Raw genomic sequence first — 13,408 nt, 5'->3', positions numbered from 1 at the left:
TACAATACGCTTATAATTTGTGTAATAATCAGTTGCTTTATTTTATTTAATAATCCCTACAGAACCTTCTTCGGACGGAATCAATTCGAAAACAGCATTGGGAGCCAAATTAGGTTCGATGCGGTGCGAAACATACACAATAGTCATATTCGATTCATGTTTTAGCAAATTAATCAATTGGCACACTAAGGCTACATTTTCATCGTCCAGACCTTCTACGGGTTCGTCTAGAATAACCAATGGCGGATGTTTTAATACCGAACGTACAATCATAGCCAGCCGTTGTTGCCCCACCGAAAGGCGTTTGAACATTTTGTTTTTAAGGTGTTTCATCCCTATTAAATCCAGCCACTCATCGGCAATCTTTTTTTGTAAAGTAGTAGGTAAATCATACAATCCGATAGAATCAAAAAAACCGGAAAGAATCATTTGTTCCAGCGTGTGATTTCGGGTAAACAAACTGGTCATATTGGTAGCAAAATAACCAATATTCTTTTTGATATCCCAAACGCTTTCACCACTCCCTTTTTTTCGACCAAAGAGATATAAATCCTGTCCGTAACCTTTAGGACTGTCGCCATTAATTAAGGACAGCAACGTGCTTTTTCCCGAGCCGTTGGGGCCTATTAATTGCCAGAATTCATTTTGCTGAATTGTCCAGTTGATATTTTTAACTACCGGTCGTTCATTATAACTTACATTGACATTGTTCATTTGAACCAGCACTTTTTCGTCATAAGCAATAGTATGTGCCGGTTGCGGAATACCAGATTGTGCTATTATTTTACTTTCGTGGGCTTCAGTAATTATTTCCTCCAGAATATAAGCATCCGAATTAATTTGCCTGTTATTCGAAATAAAAGGCAGTATATCGGCTGCACGATTGATGATTTGGATGATTTTTATATGAGATGCCATTTCTTCCAGTGCTTTCGATAATTCTACTCTGGAAGCCTGGTCTAAATGATCCATGGGATTATCAAAAATGATAAAATCCGGTTTTTGGTTTATACAATACTGAAGGAATTTCTTTTTGCGTTGTCCGGAAGAAAAAGTACTCAGTTTTCTGTTAGAATCTACCGCAGTCAATTCAAGATATTGAAACTCTTTCTGGATAAAATGATCAATAGCTAAATCAGAATACAGAATTCCTTTCAGGTCATTAAAAGGCGCTAATTCGGCAGCGGCTTTTCCGGAAATAATGGTTTCTATAAATGTTTTTTTATTGATTTGATTGGATAAAAGAATATTCCAATGGGTTGCAGTATTCATGTTGTAAGTTAGAAGTTAGAAGTTAGAAGTTAGGAGTTAGAGGTTAGAAGTTAGAAGTTTAGGGTTAAATCGAAAATTAATCTGTCTGAATATTAAGTGCTTTGATTTGGTCTTCCAATGTTAAAGCGTATTGGTAACTGTAATTGAAAATTTCGTCAGCATTTTTAAGGTTATAAAGGCTAAACTGGCTCATATTGGGCGGTTCAAAATAAAAATCACAACTGAGTGTTTTTTGCTCCACAGAACTTTTCATGGCTAAATGAAAACAACGGTCCAGAATGTTATTCATGCCTACTTTATCGACTTCTTTTTTAATAGAATTAACATAGCTCCCAATGATGATATCGCATTGTCCCATTAAAGGTTCGATGGGAAAATTGTTAATAACGCCACCATCTACATACAAATTTCCATCGTATTCAACAGGCTGAAACAATAGAGGCAGGCAAGAGGAAGCCATGATAGCACTGGACAAATTTCCTTTAGAAAAATAGACTAATTCACCTTTTAAGATATCGGTAGCGGTAATGTATAACGGAATTTGTAAATCTTCAAAGGTATTGGCGGGAAAACAGTTCAGGTAAATATCGTGAAAACCTTTCATCGCAAACAAGCCTTGTCGTTTGATTAAAAGATTTGAAAAACTAAATATTTGTCCTTTTTTCAGAATTTCTAATATTTCTGTTGCTGAATAACCCGCTGCATAAAACGCAGCAGCAATGGCACCTGCACTGGTTCCTGAAACATGCGAGGCTTTGATATTTAAATCTTCCAATGCTTTCAGGAGTCCTAAATGAGCAATGCCTCTGGCACCACCACCAGATAATACAATTCCGACTTTAGTTTTCATTTTTATTATTACGATTATTTATCTCAAAAGTTGTATTTGTCTTTTTGTATATTCTTCAAATATTTGAGAAATTCGATTAAAATTTATGATTCCAGAAAGTCTTCACATTTTGGAATACTGGCTAATGCCTCGATAGCAATCTCCGGAACAGGATCAACAAGTTTACGTAATTTAGTATCCATCCACGCTCCGTCAACAGTCAGCGTGGCACAAAGCAGGTTGTCTTCGGTACGAAATTCATGGGCAATAGACCATCGGGAAGCATCTGCTTTCATCTTGGCTACTTTAGTATGAAGTGTGATAGCGTCACCCAGTTTTAATTCTTTTCTAAAAACACATTCTTCTCTGAAAAGTACCGGACCAAAATGTTGTTTTTGAAATGTTTTCAGTGTCAGTCCCAGACTTTCTAATATCTCCATTCGATGCTGAGCTGCAAAATCATAATAAACACTGTGGCGAACATGGAAATTAGGATCTAAATCAGACCAACGAAAAGATAACTGTTTGCTAAAAGAACTCATACTGTAGTTTTAAAAAATTATGTTTTCGTAAATTTAAAAAAAATAAGCCAAAAAGAAAGAAAGCGATTCTTTATAGTTTGGGATAAATTTACTTTTAGAATGATTATCAAGATTTATTTGTTTAATTTCGAATTAAGATTTTTATTGAAAGTAAAAAAAAAGAGTTCCCATTTTTCTTTTTTGCTTGATCAAAAAAGAAACAAAAAAATCAAGTCTTACACTTCCTCATCGGTCAAATTAGTTTTCGAATGCTAAAAGAAAAGAACTCGCTATCGCTCAGACAGCTTTTCTTTTTACGCATTTCTTCAAACATTTGACACTCGACTGCGGAAGTTAAGGACAGTGAGTTTTGTAAGTAATCTAAGTGATAATTAATACCTTTACGAAATGAGATTTAAAGTAAGCAGTTTTTTATCTTACGAAGCTTTTTCTGCAACCACCTTTATTTTTAATATTCAGGTTGCCCGTTTGCCAACGCAATTAATTATTTCAGAATCACTTACCATTACTCCCGAAATTAAATACGAAGAATTTGTATTGCAAAATTCAGCCACTCGTTTCATTAAAATGGAGGTAGACAAAGGAACTGTTTTTTCCATCAGTTATGAAGCTGAAGTTGACGTTTTGCATGAACTGATTCCTGATAAAAAATTATCACAATCCATTGCTATTATTAATTTAGAGAACGAAGTATTACCTTTTATTTCTCCAAGCAGGTATTGTGAATCGGATAAATTATTAGATTTTGCAAATCAGCAATTTGGACATTTACCTAATGAATACACTAAAATCAAAGCAATAAACGAATGGGTTTTTAATCATGTTACTTACAAAGCAGGTACTAGTGACTCCAGTCGTTCCGCTTGTGATGTCCTGGATTTAAAAGAAGGTGTTTGTAAAGATTTTGCACATCTTGCCATTGCTTTGTGTCGCGCCTTAGATATTCCGGCACGTTATTTTACTGGCTATGCTTATGCGCTTGATCCACCGGATTTTCATGCTTGTTTTGAAGCATATGCAGGGGGGAAGTGGCTCTTTTTTGATCCTACTCAATTAAGTATTCCCAATGGACTAGTCAAAATTGCCGATGCTAAAGATGCCAGCGAAGTAGCTGTGGCCAGTTTTTTTGGCGAAGTGAATTGTACTTTTATGAAAGTCGAATGCCATCCCGTTGCTACCGATTTTATTCCTTTCGATAAAGAAAAAAAGGAAGCCGTTTCTTATGGTTGAAACGGCTTGTTTTTATATTAATCATCAATTGCTTGACTGGCCAGAATTTGGAATTTCCAACCTGTGTTGTCAGTTGTTTTTTGTGTTTGTTTTAAAATGATTCCAATCAATTCTTCTTTAGGATCAGCAAAATACTGCGTATTAAAATAACCGCCCCAATTGAATGTTCCGGCGCTTCCCTGACCGCCTGAATCTTCGCCCTTCTGATTTAAAACTCTAAAACCTAATCCGTGACCGGCATCACTATTAGCCCAAATAGTACCTATTTGGTTTGCTAACATAAATTGAACGGTCGTTCTGCTTAGCAATCTTATTCCGTTTAATTCGCCTTTATTCAGGTACATTTGCAGGAAAGTAGCATAGTCTCTGGCAGTGCTTGAAAGTCCTGCACCACCGGAGAAAAAGCTTTTAGCTCCTGATTTTGGATAATTAGTATCATAAAAAGTATTGGGAAACGGCACCCATTTGCCATTTTCTTTAGTTTGAACGCTTACTAATCTGTCGTATTTTGATTCAGGCAAATAGAAATAAGTATCTTTCATTTCTAAGGGTTCAAAAATACGGGTTCTGTAAAATTCATCCATCGGCATACCTGACATAATTTCGATAAAATACCCAATAACATCGAGTCCTTCACTATAGGTGAATTTTTCTCCGGGATTATGATGCAAAGGGAGTTTTGCCAGTTTTTTAACACTTTCGGCAATGGTGATTTTATCTGTTGTAAATAAATCGGATACACCGGCATTTTTATAGATTTTTTTAAAACGCGGGTCACTATCTATTTCGCCATATCCAATTCCGGAAGTGTGTGTAATCAAATCGCGAATGGTAATTTCTCTTTTGGCAGGTTTTGTAGTGTATTTTCCATCGGGATAAACGGAATCCAAAACCTGTGCATTTTTGAATTCTGGAATGTATTTAGCAATAGGATCGTCGAGTTTAAATTTTCCTTCTTCCCAAAGCATCATCACAGCGGTTGTAGTTATGGCTTTGGTTTGTGAAGCAATTCTGAAAATAGCATCTGTTTTTAAAGCTTTGGAACTGGCATTATCCGCCATTCCAAATGCTTTTAGATAAACAATCTTTCCTTTTCTGGCCACTAAAGCTATGGCGCCCGGAATTTCCGAATCGGCAACAGCTTTATTGAGCATATTGTCAATACGTGCCAGGCGTTCGCTGGACATTCCTACGCTTTCAGGAGCGGCTTCGCTAAGTTTAGGGGAATTTTTTACCGAATGCGTTTGGGCAAAAGTGCTAAGACTGCAAATGGCAAAAAGTGCAATAAGCGTTTTTTTCATGGTTGGGGTAATTTAAAATATTGGGAGTTGGATTAATAACCCATAGATTATACAGATGTTAACCCGTTGGGTGTAATTATTAAAAACGTCAGTTCGAGTGTTTTTTGTGCTGTCCCGATCCCGAAACATCGGGACGGGACGAAACAAAAAATGTATCGAGAACCGTTTTTAATAAAATTTTTCTTGTTCTCGATACAATTTTCTATCGAAAATTACTCGAACTGACGAAAAATTATTATTAAAAACTAATTACACCCAACGGGTTAATGTTACTTAATTGGTACGGATTTTTTAATTATGCAGGAATTTTTTCTATCAGAATAGGGTTTTCGGCAGTATCATAATAGGTACAGCTCATTTCGATAATATCCACACGCCATTTGGCAATTCCGCATTGAGCAGCATGTTGGCAAAAAGTATAATAATCCGTTTGACCGTCCTGATGCATGACCAGAAATTCAATAAAACGCTCTTTGTTAGCCACAGCAGCAACAGCCAGGGTGTCGTATTTTTTTTCGGTACTTGCAGCAAAACCGTTATCTCCAAGGTAAGATACACTACCGTCGCTCACAATGGTATCATAACCTTTTACACCCAGATTGATTAAGTCCTGAATGTAATTTGGAAAATCAGCTCCCGATTTTACTTTTTCATGTGCTGCTTTGATTTGATCTATGGTAAACATATTTTAATTTTTTAAGTTTTTCAAATATAGTTTAAAAACAAATTATAGCAATATCATTCTGTTTTAGTTTCAATGCTCTGTAAATTTTTACTACGATTTTATGTGACAGTTTTAATTAGGGTCTCCGCAAGACTGTCAGTTGTTTTAAAATGTCATATTGTCAGCTAATTTTGCGACAGCTTTTCTGTTTTCTGACAATTTACAGTAGGCTTTGATATTGGCACAAAGATTGACTTATGCACCTTGAGTTATTAAATCGAGTATATAATAAAAATTAAATATATTAAAAATGGGTAAAATAATCGGAATTGATTTAGGTACAACGAACTCTTGTGTTTCTGTAATGGAAGGTAGCGAAGCAGTTGTTATTCCTAATGCAGAAGGAAAAAGAACAACGCCATCTATCATCGCTTTTGTAGAAGGTGGAGAAATTAAAGTAGGTGATCCTGCTAAAAGACAAGCGGTAACTAATCCAACTAAGACTATTGCTTCTATCAAACGTTTTATGGGACATTCATTTGCTGAAATTACTGAAGAAGCAAAAAGAGTTCCTTATAGTGTAGTAAAAGGAGACAACAATACACCACGTGTGGATATTGACGGTCGTTTGTATACTGCTCAGGAATTGTCAGCAATGACACTTCAAAAAATGAAAAAAACTGCTGAAGACTATTTAGGTCAAACTGTAACTGAAGCAGTTATTACTGTTCCTGCTTACTTTAACGATGCTCAACGTCAGGCTACTAAAGAGGCTGGTGAAATTGCTGGTCTTAAAGTAATGCGTATCATCAATGAGCCTACAGCAGCAGCTTTAGCTTACGGATTAGATAAAAAAGGAACAGATCAAAAAATTGCTGTTTACGATTTAGGTGGAGGTACTTTTGATATCTCTGTTCTTGAATTAGGAGACGGAGTTTTCGAAGTATTATCTACTGATGGAGATACTCACTTAGGAGGTGATGATTTTGACCACGTAATTATTGACTGGTTAGCTGACGAATTTAAAGCTGAAGAAGGAATTGATTTACGTCTTGACCCAATGTCATTACAACGTATCAAAGAAGCTGCTGAAAAAGCTAAAATTGAATTGTCTTCTTCTGCTGAAACTGAAATCAACTTGCCATACGTTACGGCTACGGCTTCAGGACCAAAACACTTAGTTAAGAAATTATCTCGTTCTCAATTTGAGAAATTAACTGACTCATTAGTAAAACGTTCTATGGAACCAGTTGCTAAAGCGTTGAAAAATGCTGGTTTAACAGTTTCTGATATCGACGAAGTAATCTTAGTAGGAGGTTCTACTCGTATCCCAAGAATCGTTGAAGAAGTTGAAAAATTCTTTGGTAAAAAAGCGTCTAAAGGAGTTAACCCTGATGAAGTTGTAGCTATTGGAGCTGCTATTCAAGGTGGAGTTTTATCTGGAGATGTAAAAGATGTATTGTTACTTGACGTTACTCCGTTATCTTTAGGTATCGAAACTATGGGTGGTGTAATGACTGTTCTTATCGAAGCTAACACTACTATCCCAACTAAAAAATCTCAGGTTTTCTCTACTGCTGCTGATTCTCAACCATCTGTTGAGCTTCACGTATTACAAGGAGCAAGAGCAATGGCTGCTGATAACAAAACTATTGGTCGTTTCCACTTAGATGGTATCCCACCAGCACCAAGAGGAGTTCCTCAAATCGAGGTTTCTTTTGATATTGATGCTAATGGTATCATTAAAGTAACTGCTACTGATAAAGGAACTGGAAAATCTCACGATATCCGTATCGAAGCTTCTTCTGGTTTAACAGCTGATGAAATCGAACAAATGAAAAAAGATGCTGAAGCTAATGCTGAAGCGGATAAAGCTGCAAAAGAAAGAGCTGAAAAATTAAACGAAGCTGATAGTACTATTTTCCAAACTGAATCTCAATTGAAAGAGTTAGGAGATAAAATTTCAGACGAGAACAAAACAGCTATCGAATTTGCTTTAACTGAACTTAGAATGGCACACCAATCTCAGGATATCGCTGCTATTCAAAAAGGTTTAGATAATGTAAACGCTGCCTGGAAAACTGCTACTGAAGCTATGTACGCTCAAGGAGAGCAAGGTCAAGCTGCTGCAGCTGAACCACAAGCTGAAGGTGATAACGTTCAGGACGTAGATTACGAAGAAGTGAAGTAATTATTTAGTAGTTACTACTAAATATTAAGATAGAACCGAGTCAGAAATGGCTCGGTTTTTTTATTTATAAATAGGGGTAAATGAAATTTTGAAACATATCTGAAAAATTATATAAGAGCTTATATTGATAAATTCATGAATTTTGAAATATACAAATTGAAATAATGAAAACAGTTGTATTTGTTTTTTTAACAGAAGTCAAATAAAAAAAGTTTAGTCAATGAGATTCATAGAATATAATGCGTTAGCTATTGTAGCCCCATATACAGATTGAAATTTCAGTACAAAAAAACAGCTTTCTAACTAAGGCTGTTTTTTTTATAAATGACCATAAAAGAATGATGAATTACGGAATCAAAAAAAATTGAAAACAGAGCATGTCGTGAATTTAATACTTGATTTAAAATTTGAAAATTGCTTTATATAAAGCGGTTTTATGACTTCTTTTCTTTATTTTTGATTTAAGATGTTTAAAAGTTTTGCAAATAGTACTGTTGTAAAAAGTTTTATTAATTTAAATTTTAGTCTCCTGACCATCTGACAAATCCATTTGAAAAAGAGGCATACCTAATTATGATTTTAATTGTTGATGATATTGAGGCAAATATAATTGCCCTGAAAAAAATTCTGGAGTTACATAATCTTGAGGTTGATACAGCGACATCAGGAGAAGAAGCACTTAAGAAAATTTTAAAGAAAAGCTATTCTTTAATAATTATGGATGTGCAAATGCCTAAAATGGATGGTTTTGAAGTTGTTGAAATTTTAGCCGGAAATAAAAAAACCAAGGACATACCCGTAATTTTTCTTTCAGCAGTTAATAAACAAAAGAAATTTATTTCTAAAGGATATGAAACAGGAGGTGTTGAATACATTACTAAACCTGTAGATCCTGATTTACTGATTTTAAAGGTAAAAACCTTCTTGAAAATTTACAATCAGCAGAATGAACTTAAAATTGTACGCGATTTATTAGCTAAAGAAATTGAAATTAGAAAAAAAGACCAGGAAAATCTTGAGATTATTGTTGCCGAAAGAACTAAAGAACTGGTAAAAAAGAATGAAGAGTTAGAAATGCGTAATCATGAGTTACAGCAATTTTCATGGGTAGTATCGCATGATTTAAAAGAACCTGTTCGAAAAATTCAGATTTTTATTAAAATGATTAAAGAAAGATTCCTGATTCAGGAGGAAAAATCTTTAGACTACATTGACCGGACTATTCGCTCTGCCGAAAGGATGGAAAATTTAATAACGGATCTCTTAGAATATTCCAGACTTTCCTCGAATGTGCCTCCGGAAGAAACAGATCTGAATTTAATTGTAGAAGAAGTTGTCACTGATTTTGATTACTTAATTGATAAAAAAGAGGCTTCAATCTACGTGGGCAATTTACCCACACTTACCGTTATTCCTAGCCAGATGCGTCAGGTTTTTCAAAATTTGATTGGCAATTCCCTGAAATTTGTTAAAAAAGATACTAAACCGGTTATTTCTGTTTCCTCACAAATTATTGCTGAAAAATCTTTTGACAGTGAACCTTCAGAAGACGGGAAATATTGCCGCATTGAGGTGAAAGACAATGGAATTGGTTTTGATGAAAATTATATCGATCGCATTTTTATGATTTTTCAAAGCCTGAATGTCCGAAGTGCTTACGAAGGAACCGGAATTGGTCTAGCCATTGCAAAAAAAATAATTGAAAAACACAATGGTTTAATTACTGCCAAAAGTGTTGCTAATGAAGGAGCCACTTTTATCCTGATTTTACCTTTAACAAACGAAATAATTTTATAAGCTAATTTACCCTTAATCTACTATGAACGGAAATTTTAAAAGAAATGTATTAATTAGCTCTGCCATATCAGTAATTATATTACTGGTCAGTTCAATAGCTTCTTTTTTAAGTATTCGCAGTCTTTTACAAAGCAATAATCTGGTGTATCATACACAGGAAGTAATCTATAATATAAACGAAGGCAAATCAATTTTACTGGAATCGCAAACCAGCGTGAGAGGATTTTTAATCACCGGTAAAGAAAGTTTTTTAGCTGGATTTGATGAAAATGAAGCTAAATCAGATACTTTTTTTTATACAGTTGAAGAACTAACACTTGATAATCCTATCCAGCAAAAAAGATTAGTTCAGCTAAAACCTTTGCGAGCCCAATATTTTCGATTTTTGAATCAAAAAATTCTGGAGAAAAAAAACGGGGTCAATTTTCTTGCTTATGATTTAGATCGGGGAAAAGAACTTATGGCAAAAATGGATGATCTTACCTCTCGCATTGAAAAAGAGGAACAAAGATTATTAACCGAACGCATTTCTACATCGGAACGTTATGGTAAATACAGTTCGATATTAATTGTTGCCGCTTTTATTATTGCTCTTATTATTAGTGGGTTATTTCTAATTCGAATTCTAAAAGATCATAAAAAACGCTTAGAATTGCAAAGAGAACTCCAAAAAAAGGAAGAAGAAACAGCATTGCGTATCAGTACTATTAGTAAGGTGGCAAAACAAATTTCGGAGGGCAATTATGATATTCAAATTGAGGCTAAAACCAATGATACTCTGGGTAGTGTTAGTGTTTCTCTTAACAGTATGGGGAAATCACTAAAAGAATCTTTCCGCTTATTAGAAGATCAGGAATGGTTACAAGCCGGAGTTGCTGAATTAAATAATGTAATGCTGGGTGAAAAAACAATGGATGTCTTTTCCGGTGATGTAGTTCAGTTTTTAGCGGTTTACACTAATAGTAGTGCAGGGGTTTTATATGTGCTGGAAGGAGATAGATTATATGCTAAATCAGGTTACAATTTTACTGCCAATGAAAAAAGGGAGCAATTTAAACTGGGTGAAGGCTTAATAGGTCAGGCTGCTGTTTCTAAAGAATTATTAGAATTAGAAATTATTGAAGAAGATGCTATTCAGATTTCTTATGCTTTGGGAGAGGTTAAACCAATGCATATTGTCGCTTTCCCTGTAATTGATAATAAAGTTGAAGGTGTTATTGAACTCGCAAGTCTTACTACTTATACTGATTTAGAATTAGAGTTTTTAAAAGTAGTTGCTAAGAATATCGGAGTAGGTTTACGAGCTACTATCAACCGCAAACATTTAAGTGATTTATTAGAAGAAACACAGGCACAATCAGAAGAATTACGCATTCAGCATAGCGAAATGGAAGCTATAAATGCTGAATTAGAAGCGCAAACCGAAAAACTGCAGGCATCAGAAGAAGAATTACGTGTACAACAGGAAGAGTTGCAGCAAACCAATGAAGAACTAGCGGAACGTAGTGTTTTATTAGAAGAAAAAAATACTGAAATTCAGAAAAAATCAGAAGATTTAGAAGTCACAACCCGTTATAAATCAGAATTTTTAGCGAATATGTCGCATGAATTGCGTACTCCATTAAATTCTATTTTATTGTTAAGTCGTTTGCTCTCTGAAAACAATGATAATAATATGAATGAAGAGCAAATAGAATTTGCAAAAGTTATTCAGAGTTCAGGAAACGGATTATTAGGTTTAATTGATGAAATACTCGACTTATCTAAGATTGAAGCGGGGAAAATGGAGTTAGAATTTCTGGAGGTTTCCGTAAAGGAAATAACAGATACAATGAAAAATTTATTTTCTATTGTAGCCAAAGAAAAAAATATTGCTTTCGAAATTATTGCAGACAATGCGCCATTGGTAATCCGAACAGATAAAATTCGTTTGGAACAAATTATTAAAAATTTGATTTCTAATGCTATTAAATTTACTTCGGAAGGAAAGGTTACTCTGGAAATAAAAATGGATCCTGAAAACGACAGAACGGTTTGTTTTATTGTTACAGATACAGGTATCGGAATTCCGTTGAACAAGCAACCGCTTATTTTTGAAGCTTTTCAGCAGGCTGATGGTTCTACAAAACGTAAATATGGCGGGACTGGTTTAGGACTGTCTATAAGCCGGGAATTAGCTAAGTTGTTAAAAGGAGAAATTAAATTAAAAAGTGTTGTCAATCAGGGAAGTGAATTTACTTTGTGTTTACCGGTTTATGGTAAAAAATCAATAAAAAATAAAGAGAAAAAGAATTCCTCAGCGGAAACTTCCGTTGAAGTAAAGCCAATTGTAAAAAAATTCATCAGCCCGGTTATTCCGGATGAAATTGAAGATGACAGAGCTACATTAGCCCCTGGAGACAAAGTGATTTTAATTGTAGAAGACGACATCAATTTTGCTAAATCTTTATTGAAATATACCCGTAATCAGGGATATAAAGGAATAGTGGCAGTGAGGGGCGATTATGCCTTAGATTATGCTTTACTATACAGTCCTGTGGGGATTTTGCTGGATGTAGAATTGCCTGTAAAAAGTGGCTGGGAAGTTATGGAAGATTTAAAAGGAGATTCTAAAACCCGTCCTATTCCTGTACACATTATGTCATCACATAAAGTAAAACAGGAAAGTTTATTAAAAGGTGCGGTTAACTTTTTAGATAAACCGGTAGCATTTGAAAAAATTCCGTCTATTTTTGAAAAAATTGAAAGGATAATTAATAAAGAATCCCAAAAAGTATTAATTATTGAGGATAATTCTCATCATGCTCAGGCATTGGCTTATTTTCTGGAAACATATAATATCCATTCAGAAATTAAGAGTGAAGTAGGTGCCGGAGTAGAAGCTTTGACTAATAGTGATGTGGAATGTGTTATCCTGGATATGGGAATTCCGGACAAGCAATCCTATGCTATTTTAGAAGGTTTAAAGAAAACGGAGGGATTAGAAACTCTGCCAGTGATTGTTTTTACAGGTAAAAGTCTGTCGATGAAAGAAGAGGTTAAGATTAAAAAATATGCCGATTCGATTATCGTTAAAACAGCACATTCTTACCAACGCATGTTGGATGAAGTTTCTTTGTTTCTTCATTTAGTGGAAGAAAACGGAGATAGTTCTAAAGTAGATAAAAAGCTGAATTTGTTAAATAATATTCTCAACGGTAAAAAAGTGTTAATCGTTGATGATGATGTTCGAAATATATATTCGTTAACTAAATCCTTAGAGGTTTTTAAAATGAATATTATTACTGCAATTGATGGTAAAGATGCCTTAATTGCATTAGAAGAAAACCCGGATACTGACATTGTTTTATTAGATATGATGATGCCTAACATGGATGGTTATGAAACAGCTGTCCAGATTCGTAAAAATCCATTGTTTAAGAAAATGCCTGTAATCGCAGTTACAGCAAAAGCAATGATAGGAGACCGTGAAAAATGTATTGAGGCTGGAGCATCAGATTATATTACAAAACCGGTAGATGTTGATCAGTTACTTTCATTATTAAGAGTTTGGTTGTACGATAAAACCAACTAAGAATTTGT

General features: G+C 34.6%; 9 protein-coding genes. 4 read left to right on the top strand and 5 right to left on the bottom strand.

Features of this window, described 5'->3' with window-relative positions; genetic code table 11:
• Positions 1-42 precede the first annotated feature (42 nt).
• The 3 genes from BUB89_RS07590 to BUB89_RS07580 all read right to left on the bottom strand — a co-directional run bounded on the left by BUB89_RS07590 (position 43) and on the right by BUB89_RS07580 (position 2,643).
• Positions 43-1,272, bottom strand: a complete 1,230-nt coding sequence (locus tag BUB89_RS07590) for an ATP-binding cassette domain-containing protein (protein WP_073243625.1) — start codon at positions 1,270-1,272, stop codon at positions 43-45.
• Between the two features lie 76 nt (positions 1,273-1,348).
• The gene (locus BUB89_RS07585; protein ID WP_073243623.1) at positions 1,349-2,122 is read right to left on the bottom strand and encodes a patatin-like phospholipase family protein; all 774 of its coding nucleotides are present in this window, start codon (positions 2,120-2,122) and stop codon (positions 1,349-1,351) included.
• 83 nt (positions 2,123-2,205) lie between these two features.
• On the bottom strand, positions 2,206-2,643 hold the full coding sequence (locus BUB89_RS07580) for an acyl-CoA thioesterase (protein WP_073243621.1): 438 nt from the start codon (positions 2,641-2,643) through the stop codon (positions 2,206-2,208).
• A 387-nt stretch (positions 2,644-3,030) separates the two neighbouring features.
• Here BUB89_RS07580 and BUB89_RS07575 point away from each other — a divergent pair, with 387 nt between their 5' ends.
• Positions 3,031-3,873, top strand: a complete 843-nt coding sequence (locus tag BUB89_RS07575; RefSeq protein WP_073243619.1) for a transglutaminase-like domain-containing protein — start codon at positions 3,031-3,033, stop codon at positions 3,871-3,873.
• Positions 3,874-3,890: 17 nt separating this feature from the next.
• Here the strand turns inward: BUB89_RS07575 and BUB89_RS07570 are convergent, their stop codons facing one another.
• Positions 3,891-5,174: a serine hydrolase domain-containing protein gene (locus BUB89_RS07570; RefSeq protein ID WP_073243617.1), complete on the bottom strand. Its 1,284-nt coding sequence runs from the start codon at positions 5,172-5,174 to the stop codon at positions 3,891-3,893.
• A 295-nt stretch (positions 5,175-5,469) separates the two neighbouring features.
• On the bottom strand, positions 5,470-5,859 hold the full coding sequence (locus tag BUB89_RS07565) for a DUF1398 domain-containing protein (protein ID WP_073243615.1): 390 nt from the start codon (positions 5,857-5,859) through the stop codon (positions 5,470-5,472).
• A gap of 289 nt (positions 5,860-6,148) precedes the next feature.
• Here BUB89_RS07565 and dnaK point away from each other — a divergent pair, with 289 nt between their 5' ends.
• The 3 genes from dnaK (at position 6,149) to BUB89_RS07550 (ending at position 13,400) form a co-directional block, all read left to right on the top strand.
• On the top strand, positions 6,149-8,029 hold the full coding sequence (gene dnaK, locus BUB89_RS07560) for a molecular chaperone DnaK (protein WP_073243613.1): 1,881 nt from the start codon (positions 6,149-6,151) through the stop codon (positions 8,027-8,029).
• A gap of 573 nt (positions 8,030-8,602) precedes the next feature.
• On the top strand, positions 8,603-9,826 hold the full coding sequence (locus BUB89_RS07555; protein ID WP_073243611.1) for a hybrid sensor histidine kinase/response regulator: 1,224 nt from the start codon (positions 8,603-8,605) through the stop codon (positions 9,824-9,826).
• A 22-nt stretch (positions 9,827-9,848) separates the two neighbouring features.
• Positions 9,849-13,400, top strand: a complete 3,552-nt coding sequence (locus tag BUB89_RS07550) for a hybrid sensor histidine kinase/response regulator (protein WP_073243609.1) — start codon at positions 9,849-9,851, stop codon at positions 13,398-13,400.
• Positions 13,401-13,408: the final 8 nt, after the last annotated feature.

It is taken from the genome of Flavobacterium flevense, from assembly GCF_900142775.1.
Taxonomy (GTDB): Bacteria; Bacteroidota; Bacteroidia; order Flavobacteriales; family Flavobacteriaceae; genus Flavobacterium; species Flavobacterium flevense.
This window is presented reverse-complemented; position numbering and strand designations above follow the sequence as displayed.